The following is a 16,603-nucleotide window of genomic DNA, read 5'->3' on the forward strand; positions in this document are numbered from 1 at the left end:
GCGGGGTAAACGCCGTTTCAGGCCGCGACACCTCTGGTCAACCGCCCGCGCCATCCCTTGGGTGTCGAGACGGCCCGCTTGTCCGCCATCAGCATCAGTTCGGAATATCCCGCATCGGCGCATTCGCCGATGAGAGCGGTCAGCTGCGCATCGTCCATGACGGGGAGAGACAGAAGCACATGCTCCGAGGGGCTGCGCGTCAGGCGGGTCAAGCCGGCGACATCCGTCGTGCCGCATTCGACCAGGACCGCATCATAGGCGTCGGACAGGGCGCCGATGATGATCGACAGCCGGTCTGCGCCCTTGATGGCTTCGCCCATGTCAGCGCGACCCCGGGGTATGATGTGCGCGGAAGACAGCCGATCGGAATGGATCGTATCGCCGAAGGCGGCGTCACCGGTCAGCAAGTCGGCAATACCGGGAAGATAGCGGTCCGATGCCATCAGCCGGGTGGGCAGCAGGGATGCCGTCATGTCGATCAGGATCACGGAACGCCCCGCCTCGGCAATCTCACGGGCCAGCATCACCATGGCGGTCGAGCCGTCGTCCCCGGTCGGCGACAGGCCGAATACCACGGGAATGCGGCTGCCCAGAATGTGGCTCGCCACGGACTCGATCGAAAAATCGTTCGGCTCATCGACGATTGCCGGCGCGGCAGCCGGGGCAGGTTTGGGCTCGGCCTCGGCGCGGGACAGGGCGGCAACGGCCCTTTCGATGGCGCCGGTGTTTGCTTCGGACTTTGCGCGGGGTATCGATTTCGCCTCCGGCTCGCGAACCACCCGCGGCTCGGCTGCTTCATCCTGGGGGATAAGCGGCGTTGCGGGCTTCAGCGCTCGGCCGGAAAACAGTTCCATCAACAGGATCGTCACCGCGCTCAGGATGATCGTGGCCAAGGCGGCGATGATGGTGATCGGCAGAATCTTCGGAAATGTCGGCTCCCGTGCCTCGATGGCATTTGAAATCACGCGGGCATCGGCCGGGCTCGAGTTCTTGCCGGAGCGTGAGGCCGCCTCGCGATAGCGGGCCAGATAGGTTTCGAGCAACTGGCGCTGGGCTGCGGCTTCGCGATCCAGGGCCTTCAGACCGACTTCCTGCTCCGACGACCGCGCCGCATCGACCTTGGCCGCATCCAGCTGCCGGGCGAGCTCTTCCTCTCGCAGGCGGGCAACCTTTGCCTCGTTCTCGATCGAAGACAGGATTTTCGTCGTTTCCTGCCGGATTTGCACCTGGATGCCGCCAAGCTGGGAGCGCAGGGCCTTCAGGCGCGGATGATTGTTCATGAGCGTCGTGGACAAATCCGCAATCTGACCCTTGAGACCCGACTCGGTTTCCTTGAGCTTCTGCATCATCGCGGAGTTGGCGATGTCGGCCAGCGTATCGGCCGAACCGCCATTCGACAGGGCGTTGCGAACCGCGGCGGCGCGCGCCGTCGCGCTGGCGCCATCGGAACGAACGCGGGCAATTTCCGTCGAGATGTCCTTTAGCTGCTGCGCCGCAAAGGAACCCGTATCGCCGGATTGGGGAATGTCCTTTTTGGCGCGGTAATCCGCCACCTTCTTTTCGGCCTCCTCCACTTTCTTGCGGAGATTGGCTATTTCGGGTTCCAGCCACTGGGTGGCCTCGAAGTTCGAATCGATCTTCGCATCGCTTTGCATCTGCGAGTAGATCTTCATCATGGTATTGGGAATGGCTGCGGCCAGCTTCGGGTCTTCCGAGGTGAACTGGATGCCGATCACGCGGGATTTCTCGACCTGGTAGACCTGCAGCTTTTCAATGAACTTGTCCACGACGCGCTCCTCGGGCGTCTGGTCGGCATTGGACTTTTTCAGATGCAGCATCTGCAGGATGCGGGTCGATGTGGACCGGGAACTGTCAAATTCGGACAATGCGCTGAGATTGAGCTCCTGCGCCACCCGCTTGATGAGATCGGCCGAGCTGAGGACCTGCACCTGGCTGGCAATATTCAGCTCGTCCAGCAGCGGCTGCGTCTCGCCCCCCGCCTGCTCCGTCTTGGAAAATGCGGGCGCGCGCTGCTCGATCAGGATGCGCGCCTCGCTCTGGTAGCTGGGTGTGGCCAGATTGGCGCCCACGAAGGCCAGCGCCGAAACCGTTGCCGTCAGCACAAGTATGCGCATCTTTCGTTGCCAGATAGCCCCGAAAAGCTGCTTCAGGTCGATATCGACATCCTGCTGACTGACCGTTCCATCCGGCATGGCATACTCCGCCTCTTTACATGCGCAGGATCGTAAAGATGTATAGTAAATCCGCCGTTAATGCCCGGTCGGCAGCAAAACGGAAAATTTCATTACTATTTACCGGCTATTAACCCTAACGGATCGATAACAGGCCACTAATCGCGATGAGGCGGGAAGAGGCATGGGATTCTTGGGCATACAGAAGAGTTTGGCGGTCGCGCTGATGGCAGCGGCAGCAATTCTGCCCGGCTGTACGACCTACAGCCCGCCGAGCCGCGCCTTCAGCGAAGCGACGATACAGCCGTATACGCTGGATTCCGGTGACCGCCTGCGGATCACCGTTTTCGAGCAGACAGGCCTTTCCAATACCTACACGGTGGATCAGGCCGGCTATGTCGCCTTCCCGCTGATCGGCCAGGTTCCGGCCCGCGGGCAGACATTGCCCAAGCTCGAGAAGACAATTGCGCAGAAACTGCAGCAGGGCTACCTGCGCGATCCGGATGTCTCCATCGAGGTCGACCGGTATCGCTCGATTTTCGTCATGGGAGAGGTCGGTCAGGCGGGCCAATATTCCTATGTACCCGGGATGACCGTGCAGAATGCCATAGCGGTTGCGGGTGGCTATTCGCCGCGCGCCGCCATGCGGGACGTGGACATCACCCGCAAGATCAATGGTCAGGTCCTGACCGGACGGGTGCCGATTACCGATTCCGTGATGGCCGGCGATACGATCTATGTGCGCGAGCGGCTGTTTTGAGGAACCATGCAACAGGAAAAGCCGCTGCGCATCATCCATTGCTTCCGGTCTCCGGTAGGCGGCATCTTCCGTCATGTCCGCGATCTGGTGATCGAGCACAGCAAGGCTGGGCACGAGATTGGCCTGCTTTTCGACAACAACACCGGAGGCGAATACGAGGAGCGGCAGATCCGCGATCTCCTGCCCTATCTCTCGCTCGGCATCGTGCGGATGCCGATCCAGCGGTCCATTACCTTCAGCGACCTCGGCGCGCTGTACAGAAGTTATAAAGAAATCAAAAGTTTGAAGCCTGATGTCCTGCACGGGCACGGCGCCAAGGGTGGCGCTATCGCTCGTCTCATCGGCTCAGTCCTGCGGGCCAACAGGTATCGCGTAGCCCGCCTCTACACACCCCACGGCGGCACCCTGCATTATTCGCGCAGGAGCCCCGTGGGCTTCGTTTCCCTCAGCATCGACCGGTTCCTCGAGCATTTCTCCGATTCCCTCGTTTTTGTCTGCGACTACGAGCGAAGAACCTATGAAGCCAAGCTCGGCGTGCCGCGCGTGCCCTGGCAGATGGTCTATAACGGCATCAGCGAGCCCGAGTTCGTGCCCGTGCCGGCCCAGTCCGATTCCGTGGATTTCCTCTATGTGGGCATGCTCCGGGACCTGAAGGGGCCGGACGTCTTCATCGAAGCCTTTGCGGCCACGGAGCGGGCGCTCGGCAGGCCCCTCGTCGCACTGATCGTGGGCGATGGACCGGATCGGGACAAGTATCAGCAACAGATCAACCGGCTGGGGCTCGGCAACCGGATCGGCATGCTGCCGCCGATGCCGGCCCGGGAAGCTTTTCGCACCTCGCGAATCCTGGTGGTGCCCTCCCGCGCGGAGGCGATGCCCTACATCGTGCTGGAGGCGCTTGCTGCCGGCAAGACCCTGATCGCCAGCCGGGTGGGCGGCATTCCGGAAGTGCTCGGGGAAGACAATCGCGCTCTGGTCACGCCCGGAGACGCGGCCGATCTCGCCCGGGTGATGACGGAGGCTCTGGCCGATGCGGGCTGGCATGCCCGCAACATGCCCCGGGCGGACAGCTTTCGCGAAACCTTCTCTTCTGTGACCATGGCGCGTCATATCATGCAGCTCTACCGGCGTCTGACCTCCTGAAATAGCCCATCTGTGCCAGAACCGGCCGCAAGTGCCTCGAATGATGAGGCGATTGAACCATTTCCGTAAACGTTTCTTAGGGGCTTGCTGCTAGTTTCGGACCACTTTCAAGGGTCCATGATATGAGCCAGCCGCAACCCAAGAGTTCGATCGACATCGATCAGATCCGACGTTCCATGTCCGAAGCCCAGGCTTCCGGCAACACAGAACGCGTCCGTGTCGAACTCAATCCGTTTGCCCGCCAGATCGCCGAACAGTTCCGCGAACACAGCCATTCGCCCAGCCTGCTGCTCGGCGAAATCCGCCTGTTCGAAGGCGTGTCGCTTCTGGCGATCGGGTCCATATCCCAGTTTTTCTCCGGCACCCACGGATCGATTTTCACACCCCATATTCTCGGCACGTTGCTGCTCGTGCCGTCCATCATCGTGTTCCTCCTGCAGATCATCGATGCCTATCAGGTACCGTCGATGCGCGCGGCGCGGCGCACCTTGCCGCGCGTCATGACCACATGGCTGATCGTCATGGGGCTCGTGGCCATCGCCTTCTATTTTTCAAGCTCCGGCAATCTGCCGGACCGGGCGTTCCTGCTCACCTGGTTCTCGGCCGGAATGATCTTCCTCACCATCGAGCGCCTTGCCATTGCCTTCGCCATCAAGCACTGGGCGCGCGACGGAACGATGGAGCGCCGGGCCGTCATCGTCGGCGGCGGCGAGCCCGCAAAGCAGCTGATCCGCTCGCTGGAACAGCAGCCGGAAAACGATATCCGCATCTGCGGCATCTTCGATGACCGCGACGACAGCCGCTCGCCGGTCATCGTTGCCGGTTATCCGAAGCTCGGCACGGTCGACGAGCTCGTGGAATTCTCCCGTCTGGCCCGGCTGGACATGCTGATCATTTCGCTGCCCCTGTCTGCCGAAGGCCGCATTCTGCATCTGCTGAAGAAGCTCTGGATCCTGCCGCTCGACATCCGCCTTGCCGCCCATGCCAACAAGCTGCATTTCCGGCCGCGCGCCTATTCCCATGTCGGCAACGTGCCGATGCTCGACATTATCGACAAGCCGATCCGGGACTGGGATTCCGTAGCCAAGCGCGTTTTCGACATCGTGTTCAGCCTGATCGCCCTTACCCTTTTGTGGCCGGTCATGCTGGCGACCGCGATTGCCATCAAGGTGAACTCCCCTGGCCCGGTTCTTTTCGTTCAGAAGCGCCACGGCTTCAACAACGAGGTCATCAACGTCCTCAAGTTCCGCTCTATGTATACGAACATGAGCGATCCCAGCGCGAAACTGGCGGTTACCAAGGGCGACCCTCGGGTCACGAAAGTGGGACGTTTCATCCGCAAGACGTCGATCGACGAGCTTCCCCAGCTGTTCAACGTGCTGCGCGGCGATCTTTCGCTTGTCGGCCCGCGTCCGCATGCGGTCGAAGCCCAGACGCGGGACCGCCGGTTCAGCGAAGTGGCCGAGGGCTATTTCGCCCGCCACCGCGTCAAGCCGGGAGTGACCGGCTGGGCGCAGATCAACGGATGGCGTGGCGAGATCGATAATGACGACAAGATCAAGTTCCGGACTGCCTACGACCTCTACTATATCGAGAACTGGTCGTTGCTGTTCGATCTGAAGATCCTGCTGCTCACGCCAATTCGTCTGCTCAACACGGAAAACGCCTATTGAGCGCGATTGCCAACTCCTCGCCGGCCGTTTTCCATCCGCAACGTGCGGCGTGGCAGAAGATCGCCTCCTTCTTCACGGCATTCGGCGTGTTTCTTTCCGGATTCGTGATTTCCGAGCCGGCCCCCTATGAGCTGATGATGGTGGCACTGATTGCAGTGTTCTTCCTCAGCGGGCTCAAGATCTCGCGCACCGTTGCCTTGCTTCTCGCTGCCCTTCTCATTTTCAACGTCGGTGGCCTCGTCTCGCTGACGCAGCTGAAAGACCTGACCGACGGTCCGATCTACATGGCCGTCTCGATCTTTCTGGCCTTGACCTCCGTCTTCTATGCCGCGGTGATCGAGGATCGACATCAGCGGCTGCATATCATGTTTACCGGCTGGGTTCTGGCGGCGCTGGGCACGTCCATCCTCGGGATTCTCGGCTATTTCCATGCTTTCCCGGGGGCAGAGCAGTTCACGCTGTACGATCGCGCGAAGGGTGCCTTTCAGGATCCGAACGTGTTCGGTCCCTTCCTGGTCTCCCCTGCCCTCTATCTGATCTATGGATTGCTGAACGGCCGTGCGGCCATGATCCCGTTGCGGGCCGGCTCCCTGCTCATTCTGGCGCTCGGCATCTTCCTGTCCTTTTCCCGCGCCGCCTGGATCCTGTTCCTGTTCTGCGCCGTGATGCTGGTCTTCATCATGCTGATGAAGCAGCGCTCCACGGCCTTCCGGCTGAAGATCCTTACGCTCGCGCTGATGGCCGCCATGCTGATGGCGGGGGGCCTCGCCGTTGCGCTGCAATTCAAGCAGGTGTCCGAACTCTTCTCCAACCGCACCAAGCTGGTGCAGGATTACGATGGCGGGCATCTCGGGCGATTCGAGCGGCACCGAATCGGCTTCAGGCTGTCTCTCGAACATCCGCTCGGCATAGGACCGTTGATTTTCGGCAAGACCCTAGGCGAAGACGAGCACAATATCTGGCTGAAAACGCTGACGACCTATGGCTGGCTCGGCTTCGTGACCTTCATTACGACGCTGCTTGCCTCCCTGCTCATGGGGTATCGGCTTCTCTTGCGGGAGCGGCCGTGGCAGCCCTATCTGATGATCGCCTGGACCGTGGTCCTGGGGCATGTGATCATCGGCAACGTGATCGATATCGATCACTGGCGGCATTTCTACCTCCTGCTGGGCATTATCTGGGGCAGCATTGCGCTGGAAAACCGCTGGCAGCGGCAGCACGCGCGGGCCATGGTTTGAAGATCCGTCTTCAACGTCTTTCTTGCCCGCAGATCGCATTTTGGGCTTGCACTCCCATCGCCAAACTCTTAAAGCATGCAAGCCTTTTAGGCGGGTCGGGGTGTAGCGCAGCCCGGTAGCGCACTTGACTGGGGGTCAAGGGGTCGTCGGTTCAAATCCGGCCACCCCGACCAAAAAATACCGACGGAGCGAGCCCCCAGCTCGCCGTCCCTTTCTCCAAAATGTCCCTTCGCGGCTGCGATCTGCAGATCACTGGCTTTCACGCCTCGTTAACCGCGCTTGTTCATTTAGAGTTTTCGTCTCTGGGTTATGCTTTTCATGGAAATATACGCCAGTCGTGCAGAGTTTAGCGCATGACTGGTTGTGTGAATGTCGGAAAGCAGGATGGCGATCAGCGATTTCCACGAGGGGCCAAGACCGCGGTTCAAGCGCATAGCGTTTGGCCTCGCGATGTTTTTTGCCTTCGTTCTGGCGCTGACCGCGATCGGCATCATGATGTTCTCCGACATCATCCGCACGGCAACCAGCATCGATGATAACCGGGCCGTCGTTGCGGCCCGCACCTCGCTGACGGGCTTCCGCGAACATCTCGCAGCGACCGTTCAGGACAATGCGGTCTGGACCGATGCCCATGAGGCGATCAAGGGGCCGAACCCGTACGGCTGGATCTACAATACATGGGGCGCCACTTCGGCAAACTATGCTCTGTATGACGGCACGATCGTGCTGAACGCGGATGGGACGGTGTTTGCCGGCCTGCGCAAGGGCAAGGCATTCGCACCCAGCACCTATTTCCGTACCCCGCTGCAGTCGCTGCTTCAGCAGACACTGGATACGCCCGAAAAGGCCCATTCCGCCTTTGCCGAAACGCCCGATGGCGTCACGGTGGTCGCCATGCAGGTCATTCAGAGGGAAGACGCACTGGACCCCTTCGAAGAGCGTAAGGCTTTGGTCCTGTTCAAGCGCATCGATGCCGAGGTCCTTGCAGAAATCCAGCACCAGCAAAATCTGACCGGTCTTTCCATCCGGGACCGGATCGAGCCCGGTCTGCTGCATGTCCCGATCTCAGACGCCACCGGCAAGACTGTGGCGACGCTTTCCTGGAAAAGCGCCGATCCCGGCGAACGACTTTACGAACGGGAAAAGCCGCTGATTGCGCTCACCATCCTGGTTCTGGTGCTTTTTGCCGGCGGCGGTGCCTATCTGGCCTATGACGAAGTGCGGATGCAACGGCGGTCCGCCCGGAAAGCCTGGGCTCTGGCCACCCATGATACGCTGAGCGGTCTCTTCAACCGCGGTGGATTTTTGCAGATGGTCGAGCGCAGGCGCGAGCATCGCCTGACATCGCCTGGAGCCCTGCTGCTTCTCGATCTCGATGGTTTCAAGGCGGTGAACGACAATTGGGGCCATCCGGTCGGCGATGCGCTGATCCGGGTCGTGGCTGCGGAACTCGGAGAATGCGACCCCGATATCGATCTGATCGGGCGCTTCGGCGGCGACGAGTTCGCGCTCTTCACCTCCCGCGCGGACCGGGCCGCAGCCATTGCGGACAAGGTCCTCGCGCTGTTTCACAAGCCGTTTTCGATACGCGGCCTCACCATCAAGGTGGGCGTCAGCATTGGCGTTGCCGATACCGCCGACGGGATTGGCACGGATGAAATGGTTCGTCGTGCCGATATTGCGCTCTATGAGGCGAAGGAACAGGGCAAGGAACGCGCCGTCCTTTACGATGCGGTGCTTGGCGAGCAGAAGGCTGCCGAACTGCGGCTGGAGCGGGACCTGCGACAGGCCATTCTGGACGGAGCGATCGTGCCGCATTTTCAGCCGCTGATCGATGCCCGGAGCCGCCAGGTCGTCGGCTTCGAGGCTCTTGCCCGCTGGAATCGTCCGGAGAACCCGGTCTCGCCGGACCGCTTCATCGCCCTGGCCGAGCGGGCGGGCCTCATGGACCAGCTGGGCGAAAGCCTGCTGGAACAGAGCCTTTTCGAAGCGGCAAAATGGCCGGCCTATACGCTGTCCGTCAATGTATCGCCACTCCAGCTCTGCAATCCCCGTTTTCCGGAGCAGGTCTGCTCCGCTCTTGCGAAAACCGGCTTCAACCCTTCGCGGCTTTCCATGGAAGTGACGGAAGGGGCGCTGATCGCCCATCCGGAACAGGCCCGGCAAGCCATCCACGCCCTCAAGCTGATGGGCGTGACCTTTGCACTGGACGACTTCGGAAGCGGCTATGCCAGCATCGGCGTGCTGCGTCAGTTCGGCTTCGACCGGATCAAGATCGACCGGTCTCTGCTGGTTGCGGCGGACGAGACCGATAGCGGCGCGGCCGTCATCAAGGCGACCATTGCGCTCGCACGGGCCCTGGATGTGCCCGTGACGGCGGAGGGTGTCGAACGGCAGGAACAGGCGGATTTCCTCACCCAGAACGGTTGCGACCAGTTGCAGGGCTATCTCCTCGGACGCCCGGCGGCCCCCGCCCAGATCATGCGGGCTCTTGAAAACGGGACCGACAAATCCTCCATGGCGCGGGCATCCTGAGCCGCGGACAGGCTGCCGCTTTGCCATCCGCTCAGGCCGTCACGTGCCTGTTATGAACCCTCGATATAGGGGCAAGGCGCTGCCTCAAGGCGCGCTTCCCTTTCCCCTCCCCGAGGATGTTCCATGACCCCGACCGACATCACCAGAAGCACTGCCGCGCTTCTCGCCGCCATGCTCGCCACCACCGCCCTTGCGCCCGCTGCCAGCGCCGAGTCCCTGGACGAACTGGCTGCTGCAGCCAAAAAGGAAGGCGAGCTGACCGTCATCGCGCTTCCGCATGACTGGTGCGGCTATGGCGGCGTGATCGAGGGTTTCAAAGCCAAGTATCCCGAGATCAAGATCAACGGGCTGAACCCGGATGCGGGCTCCGGCGACGAAATCGAGGCCATCAAGGCCAACAAGGGCAATACGGGCCCGCAAGCTCCCGACGTGATCGATGTGGGCCTTGCCTTTGGCCCGCAAGCCAAGGCTGACGGTCTGATCCAGCCGTACAAGGTGGCGACCTGGGAGGAAATTCCCGCCGACGTGAAGGATGCAGACGGCTACTGGTATGCCGACTACTACGGCGTCATGGCCTTCGGAATCAACAAGGACCTGGTCAAGGAAAGCCCCAAGGACTGGGAAGACCTGCTGAAGGCGGATTACGCCAATGCTTTCGGTCTGACGGGCGACCCCCGCAGCTCCAACCAGGCGATCCTTGCGATCATGTCCGCGGGCGCGGCCCGTGGTGGCGAATTGGGCCAGGCCTCGGGCGAGAAGGGTCTGCAGTTCTTCAAGGAGCTGAACGAGAAGGGCAACTTCGTGCCCGTAGCCGCCAAGACCGCCACCATCGCCCAGGGCCAAACGCCGATCGTCGCCGCCTGGGACTACAACCTTCTGGCCTGGCGCGACAATCTGAAGGGTAATCCGGATATGGAAGTGGTGATCCCCGCCTCCACCTCGCTCGCGGGCGTCTATGTCCAGGCCATTTCCGCCTATGCCCCGCATCCGAACGCTGCCAAGCTCTGGATGGAATATCTCTATTCCGACGAAGGCCAGCTCGGCTGGCTCAAGGGCTATTGCCATCCCGCCCGCTTCAACGCCATGTCCAAGGCTGGCAAGATCCCCGCCGATCTGCTCGCCAAACTGCCCCCGGCCGAATTTTACGAAAAGGCCGTATTCCCCACGGTGGAACAGCAGGAAGCCAACAAGAAGATGGTTTCCGAAGGCTGGGACACGGTTGTGGGCGCCGAGGTCAAGTAAGACCTCTCAGCAAGCGGCAGGGGTCGGCTGCAAGCCTGCCCCTGCCCTGATCCGGGATTTCGATCGTGTCCGGCACGAGACAAAGAATGCGTGCCGCAAGCGCGCCAGCGGAGGGTGCGGCACGACACCTCAGAGCCGGTGTCGGGCCTCCCATTCGGGCCGGAGGATGGAGAGGATCAGTTCGTCATGATGCTCACCGTAAAAATAGGCATTGCCCCGGGCGATGCCTTCCACGGTGAAGCCGGCCTTTTCATAGGCGCGGCGCGCCCGGAGATTGCTCGGGAAGCAGCCGATCCAGACCCGATAGGCTGATGTCTGGCTGAAGATCTCGGCAAGGACGGCCGAAACCATGCGGTGGCCCGCCCCTTGGCCGGGCTTCTCGACCACGACGCGCTTGATGAGCGTGACATGGTCGGCAGCATCCCACCCCTTGACGAGAACGAAGCCGAGCGCGATTTCCCCATCCATGGCGACGAAGGTCCTGTAGGCCGGATCCGTCAGCGCTTCTTCGTGTTGTCCCGCGTCCCATCGACCGACCAGTTTCTCGTAGCCGGGCATCCGCTCCACCTGCAGGATGTAGGGGATATCGGCTGCCGTGGCTCTTCGAAGCTCGATCACCATTACCGGACCTGATCGAGAAGGCGCTTGCATTCCAGAAGGTCATAAAGGGCCTCCTGGAGCAAGGCGCGGTCTTCCTTGCTCACGCTGCCCTTGCCAACGGAGATTTCTGGCGCGTCATCATCGCCACCGCCGAAACCGAAAAAGCGACGGGTAATCGGCGCCTTGGCGCGGCCGACAATCTGATCCTCTTCCGGCAGATGCACCTTCGGTTCGGCCACGGCCGGCTCCTCGCCGGCGGCAGCGAGCGCCTCGACGGTGGCCAGATCGCCGGTGGCGATTGCCGCGACGAACTTGTTGCCATTGGTTTTCAGGAGCTTCTGAACGCCCTTGATCGTATAGCCGTGATCGTAGAGGAGATGGCGGATTCCCTTGAGGAGATCCACATCCTCAGGGCGATAATAGCGACGCCCCCCGCCCCGCTTCAGGGGCTTGATCTGCGGGAAACGGGTTTCCCAGAAACGCAGCACATGCTGGGGCAGGTCGAGATCGTCGGCCACCTCACTGATCGTGCGAAAAGCATCCGGGCTCTTGTCCAACACCCACTCCCTGCCTGCGGGGATGTCGAAGCATCCCGTCGAATCGAACTGATTTCAACGGTTTGCCGCCGAAAATTCAAGCGGAATACGATTTACGCTGCGTGAGTTTCGACAAATATTCTCGACCGGCCCGTATCGGCCAGTGGCCGAGACAGCGGACGATGGATGGCAAAGAGAGTTCAGGCCGCCGGATTTTGCGGCTTTTGCTTGGCCTTGCGCTGGGCGTGGGCCTTGAGGATGCGCTGCTTCAGGACGTTTGACGCCTTGAAGGTCATGACGCGCCGCGGAGAGATCGGCACTTCCTCGCCGGTCTTCGGATTGCGGCCGATGCGCTCGTTCTTGTCGCGGACCTGGAAGGTTGCGAAGGAAGACAGCTTGACGGTTTCTCCCCGCACGATGGCCGCGCAAATTTCGTCGAGAACCGTCTCCACGAGCTCAGCCGATTCCGTCCGGGACAAACCGACCTTCCGGAACACCGATTCCGCAAGATCTGCCCGTGTTACTGTCTTTCCAGCCATGATTCCCCGCCCAGTTTCGTTCTTTTGATTGTGAAACCGGTGGCAAGATTATTGCCCTTGCAATCCATGGTCAAGCGCTTGTTCGTATTAGGGTAATGAACACGACCCCTTACCAGCGGAGCAGGACAGCCCCCCAGGTGAAGCCACCGCCCATTGCCTCCAGCATGACCAGATCGCCCTTCTTGATGCGTCCGTCGGCAGCGGCGGTCGCAAGGGCGAGCGGGATGGAGGCGGCCGATGTATTGCCGTGCAGATCCACGGTCACCACGACCTTCTCCATCGGAATGCCAAGCTTCTTGGCAGAGCCTTCGATGATGCGCCGGTTGGCCTGGTGCGGCACCAGCCAGTCGAGATCCTCGGCCGTGGTTCCCGTGGCATCGAAGGCGGAAACGATCACGTCGGTGATCATGCCGACGGCATGCTTGAAGACCTCGCGTCCTTCCATCCGGAGATGGCCGACCGTGCCGGTCGTCGAAGGTCCGCCATCGACATAGAGCTTTTCCTTGTGGGAGCCGTCCGAACGCAGGCTGGAGGTCAACACGCCGCGATCGGTGTTGTTGCCGGGCTGCTCTTCGGCCTCCAGCACCAGCGCACCCGCGCCATCGCCGAACAGCACGCAGGTCGTGCGGTCGTTCCAGTCGAGGATGCGCGAGAAGGTTTCCGCCCCGATGACGAGCACGCGCTTCGCCATGCCGCCACGGATATAGCCATCGGCAGTCGCCACGGCAAAGACGAAGCCCGAGCAGACCGCCTGCATGTCGAAGGCAAAGCCATGGTGCATGCCGAGACGGTTCTGGATGTTGACGGCGGTGGCCGGGAAGGTGTTATCCGGCGTGGACGTCGCCACGATGATGAGATCGATATCGGCAGGCGTCATGCCGGCATTCTCGAGCGCGGCTCGTGCGGCGTCCGCCCCGAGCGAAGCCGTGGTCTCGCCCTCGCCCGCAATGTAGCGCTGCCGGATTCCGGTGCGCTGGACGATCCACTCGTCGGAGGTTTCAACACGCTTTTCGAGGTCTTGATTGGTCACCACCTGCTTCGGCAAGGCCGCGCCAAAACCCCGTACTACTGCCCGGATCATTCCTGTCTGTCTCCGCCGGTCATGCCACGCCCTGGCCGGCACGCGGCGGGTATTTTGCATGATAGATTTTCAAATCGTTTTCGATCTTCTGGTTCAGCCCGTTGCGCACCATGTCGTAGCCCACATCGATGGCAGCTGCGAAACCTTCCGCATCCGTTCCACCGTGGCTCTTGATCACGACACCATTAAGGCCGAGGAACACGCCGCCATTGACCTTTCGCGGATCGAGCTTCTCGCGCAGCATGTCGAAGGCACCCTTGGCGAGCACATATCCGAGCCGCGAAAGCCAGGTGCGCGACATGGCTGCCCGCAGATAGGTGGCGATCTGGCGGGCCGTGCCTTCGGCGGTTTTCAGGGCGATATTGCCGCTGTAACCTTCGGTCACCACCACATCGACCGTGCCCTTGCCGAGATCGTCGCCCTCGACAAAACCCTGGTAGTCCAGCGTTTCAAGCTGCGCTTCGCGAAGCAGGCGGCCGGCTTCGCGGACCTCTTCCTGCCCCTTCACCTCCTCTACGCCCACATTCAGCAAACCGACCGTCGGGCGGTTCACCTCGAAGAGGGCGCGGGCCATGGCGCTGCCCATGATGGCAAAGTCGATGAGCTGCTGGCTGTCGGCTCCGATGGAAGCGCCGACATCCAGCACCACGCTTTCGCCCTTGGCCGTCGGCCAGATGGCCGCAATGGCCGGGCGCTCGATATTGGCCATGGTGCGCAGGCAAAATTTTGCCATAGCCATCAGCGCACCGGTATTGCCGGCGGAAACCGCGACATCCGCGCTTCCGGTCTTAACGGCTTCGATGGCACGCCACATGGACGAGACATAACGGCCGCGGCGCAATGCCTGGCTGGGCTTTTCGTCCATGCCGATTGCAATCTCGCAGTCGTGAATGGTGCTTTTGGCTTTCAGCTTGGGAAATCTGTCGAGCAGCGGCGCGATCTGCGCTTCCGCTCCATACAGGAGGAATTCGATATCCGGGTGCCTGTCGAGCGCGAATGCCGCTCCGGGAATCACCACATCAGGACCAAAATCCCCACCCATGACATCCAGAGAAATTCTGATCACGCTGTCCCGATCCTTGTTCGCCGCCAATTCCGGCGCCATGGGGCCAAAATAGCCGTCTGAGAAGTCCTTACAACAAAATTGTGTCGGAACTCAAAGCCAGATCAATCCTTTTTCCAGTCCTTCAACACGGAAAAGGCCGAGGGCCGCCGGTCATTGGCGCCATCGTCCTCGATATGATCCTTGAATTCGATGCCCTCCTTGCGCGGATAGGGATCGATGGCGAGCGCCGCAAATTCCGCGACCACGGTTCCGGCATCAATGGAATCGCCGTGGAAAAGCTCCGGTGCATCCGGTCCATCGGGATCGACGACCATCTCCCCCTGCCCGTCCAGCGTGATCCGCGCCAGCTTCGAGCCTTCGGGAATGAAGATCTGATCGAGAGCCTCGTCGATGTGGGCGGCAATCGGCTCCATCGTGACCACGCAGGCCTGGACGATATCCGCTGTCACCCTGCCCTTGATCCGCACGCCATCTTTCTTCCAGCGGGCGATCTGCAGCTCGGCGGAAAGGCTTTCCACTTTCTCCACCTGCCAGAGGCGGGCGAGCCCGCCGCGTTCTCGCTCATCGGCGGACAGCGTTACCGTGACCGGATTGGCGGAGATGTGGCCTACCTTCACGACGTAAGAAAAGGGCACGTCCATCTCGGGATGCTGCGGCTTCTTCATGATCAGTCTTCCTTCTTGCCCGGCACGGGGAACGCGAGGCTACCCGTCTTGAGCATGTCTTCCGGCTGGGCGGCGAGCGCCGCTTCCGTCTCCACCATATAGCGCGCCAGCGCCTGCATGTCGGGGCCAGCAGTCGCCTGCGGATGAATATTCCGGCGAAGGGCTTCGGAAAGGGCATCCACATCGCCGCCATCCAGCGCCTTGGCGTAGGATTCCAGCCTTCCATAGAACATGGCGGCAAATTTCTTCATGCGCTTCGGCACCGCGACATCGCCGATCCCGATCTCGCGAATCGCGTGGTCGAGGTCCTGAAAAAAGGCGTCGACGATTTCCTGCGCCAGTTCCTGGCCGGAGGTATCGGAAGTGCGGGTGCGGCGGAAAAACAGGATCATGACGATCGAGACCATCTCGAAACGGCCCATGACCGTGTCGGGGACCCCGTAGTCGAGAAAGAAAGCGGGATTGCGGGATGCGGCGGTCAGCAGGTCGTACTGACGCTTCATGATCGCCTGATTGTGTTTCCTGTTGCGGAACAGTCCGAAAATCATGGAATTTCCCGAATTTGCAGCATCATTTATCCCTGCAGCGCGGAGCCCGTGTTGCATGAACCGAAAAGCTGGTTTACCGAAGCAGGCATGAATTGCAATGCGGTTTCTGCCCCAGGCGGAAGACGGATGCGTTCCGTGTGCGGCAAGGGTATGGGGGCGAAGCATCGCCGAAACGCCACATTGCTGTGATTGAGGACTTCTGGCTGCCGTCCGCAAGGGCCGGTGTTACGTTTACAAGGGAGATGTCGTTCGTGCGACGGTATTTCGGGACTGACAGGAAGTGGTTCGGTACGGCGGTGCTTGCGCTGACCATTGCGGCAACGGGGCTTCAGAGCTGCTCCTCCGTCGGCGAAGTCATGAACAATGGCTACGTGGTCGACGAACAGTCGCTCGCTCTGGCGCCGGAAGGGTCGAGCCGCGAGCAGGTTCTGCTGTCGCTCGGCACGCCCTCGACCACGGCCACATTCGACAATGAAGTGTTCTATTACATTTCCCAGAAGCGCAAGCGTGTCGCGGCCTTCATGAAGCCGACCCTGGTGGACCAGAGCGTTCTGGCCATCTATTTCGACAAGGACGGGGTGGTGCAGCAGCGCTCCAACTACACCCTGAAGGACGGCAAGGTCTTCGACATGATCAGCCGCACCACGCCAACGGGCGGCAAGGATCTGACCTTCCTGCAGCAGCTGCTGGCAGGCGGCGCCGGCGCAGCTGCCGCGCGCAACGCCATCAACGGTCTCCAGACCCAGTAACCGGGTTTGAGGTCCTGACATTCGAAAGGGGAGCTT

The 16,603-nt window shown here is 61.2% G+C and carries 15 protein-coding genes and 1 tRNA gene; 8 read left to right on the top strand and 8 right to left on the bottom strand.

From position 1 onward, the window contains the following. Nucleotides 1-17: 17 nt before the first annotated feature. On the bottom strand, nt 18-2,213 hold the full coding sequence (locus ACT54B_RS13635) for a GumC family protein (RefSeq protein ID WP_476045540.1): 2,196 nt from the start codon (nt 2,211-2,213) through the stop codon (nt 18-20). A 163-nt stretch (nt 2,214-2,376) separates the two neighbouring features. Here ACT54B_RS13635 and ACT54B_RS13640 point away from each other — a divergent pair, with 163 nt between their 5' ends. The 7 genes from ACT54B_RS13640 (at nt 2,377) to ACT54B_RS13670 (ending at nt 10,783) form a co-directional block, all read left to right on the top strand. Then, the gene (locus ACT54B_RS13640) at nt 2,377-2,952 is read left to right on the top strand and encodes a polysaccharide biosynthesis/export family protein (protein WP_476045542.1); all 576 of its coding nucleotides are present in this window, start codon (nt 2,377-2,379) and stop codon (nt 2,950-2,952) included. A gap of 6 nt (nt 2,953-2,958) precedes the next feature. Next, nucleotides 2,959-4,095, top strand: coding sequence for a glycosyltransferase family 4 protein (locus ACT54B_RS13645; protein ID WP_476045544.1), 1,137 nt, complete (start codon nt 2,959-2,961; stop codon nt 4,093-4,095). Between the two features lie 122 nt (nt 4,096-4,217). Continuing rightward, nucleotides 4,218-5,768, top strand: coding sequence for an undecaprenyl-phosphate glucose phosphotransferase (locus ACT54B_RS13650; protein ID WP_476045546.1), 1,551 nt, complete (start codon nt 4,218-4,220; stop codon nt 5,766-5,768). Next, nucleotides 5,765-7,006, top strand: coding sequence for an O-antigen ligase family protein (locus ACT54B_RS13655; protein WP_476045548.1), 1,242 nt, complete (start codon nt 5,765-5,767; stop codon nt 7,004-7,006). Before ACT54B_RS13650 ends, ACT54B_RS13655 begins: the two co-directional genes overlap by 4 nt. 96 nt (nt 7,007-7,102) lie before the next feature. Further along, nucleotides 7,103-7,179 (top strand) — tRNA-Pro (locus ACT54B_RS13660). A 211-nt stretch (nt 7,180-7,390) separates the two neighbouring features. Then, nucleotides 7,391-9,541 carry a bifunctional diguanylate cyclase/phosphodiesterase gene (locus ACT54B_RS13665; RefSeq protein WP_476045550.1) on the top strand — a complete coding sequence of 717 codons (2,151 nt, stop codon included), beginning with the start codon at nt 7,391-7,393 and terminating at the stop codon, nt 9,539-9,541. 123 nt (nt 9,542-9,664) lie between these two features. Continuing rightward, nucleotides 9,665-10,783 carry an ABC transporter substrate-binding protein gene (locus tag ACT54B_RS13670; protein WP_476045551.1) on the top strand — a complete coding sequence of 373 codons (1,119 nt, stop codon included), beginning with the start codon at nt 9,665-9,667 and terminating at the stop codon, nt 10,781-10,783. Nucleotides 10,784-10,912: 129 nt separating this feature from the next. Here the strand turns inward: ACT54B_RS13670 and ACT54B_RS13675 are convergent, their stop codons facing one another. The 7 genes from ACT54B_RS13675 to ACT54B_RS13705 all read right to left on the bottom strand — a co-directional run bounded on the left by ACT54B_RS13675 (nt 10,913) and on the right by ACT54B_RS13705 (nt 15,818). After that, nucleotides 10,913-11,404 (bottom strand): GNAT family N-acetyltransferase, encoded by a 492-nt coding sequence (locus ACT54B_RS13675; RefSeq protein ID WP_476045552.1) that lies wholly within the window; start codon nt 11,402-11,404, stop codon nt 10,913-10,915. Further along, nucleotides 11,404-11,940, bottom strand: coding sequence for a MerR family transcriptional regulator (locus tag ACT54B_RS13680; protein ID WP_476045554.1), 537 nt, complete (start codon nt 11,938-11,940; stop codon nt 11,404-11,406). The genes ACT54B_RS13675 and ACT54B_RS13680 overlap by 1 nt, the downstream gene beginning before the upstream one ends. Nucleotides 11,941-12,119: 179 nt before the next feature. Beyond that, nucleotides 12,120-12,458: an integration host factor subunit alpha gene (locus tag ACT54B_RS13685; RefSeq protein ID WP_476045556.1), complete on the bottom strand. Its 339-nt coding sequence runs from the start codon at nt 12,456-12,458 to the stop codon at nt 12,120-12,122. A 109-nt stretch (nt 12,459-12,567) separates the two neighbouring features. Further along, the gene (locus ACT54B_RS13690) at nt 12,568-13,539 is read right to left on the bottom strand and encodes a beta-ketoacyl-ACP synthase III (protein WP_476045557.1); all 972 of its coding nucleotides are present in this window, start codon (nt 13,537-13,539) and stop codon (nt 12,568-12,570) included. 19 nt (nt 13,540-13,558) lie between these two features. Next, entirely contained in the window at nt 13,559-14,605 is a 1,047-nt protein-coding gene (gene plsX / locus ACT54B_RS13695; RefSeq protein WP_476045558.1) for a phosphate acyltransferase PlsX, read from the bottom strand. 101 nt (nt 14,606-14,706) lie between these two features. Continuing rightward, on the bottom strand, nt 14,707-15,270 hold the full coding sequence (locus ACT54B_RS13700; RefSeq protein WP_476045559.1) for a DUF177 domain-containing protein: 564 nt from the start codon (nt 15,268-15,270) through the stop codon (nt 14,707-14,709). 2 nt (nt 15,271-15,272) lie between these two features. Then, nucleotides 15,273-15,818 (bottom strand): ubiquinol-cytochrome C chaperone family protein, encoded by a 546-nt coding sequence (locus ACT54B_RS13705; protein ID WP_476045560.1) that lies wholly within the window; start codon nt 15,816-15,818, stop codon nt 15,273-15,275. Between the two features lie 242 nt (nt 15,819-16,060). Between ACT54B_RS13705 and ACT54B_RS13710 the strand changes: the two genes are divergently transcribed. Continuing rightward, a complete protein-coding gene (locus tag ACT54B_RS13710; protein ID WP_476045561.1) occupies nt 16,061-16,567 on the top strand; it encodes an outer membrane protein assembly factor BamE in 507 nt (168 codons plus the stop codon). Nucleotides 16,568-16,603 lie beyond the last annotated feature (36 nt).

The organism is Gellertiella sp. DMC107, from assembly GCF_056313605.1.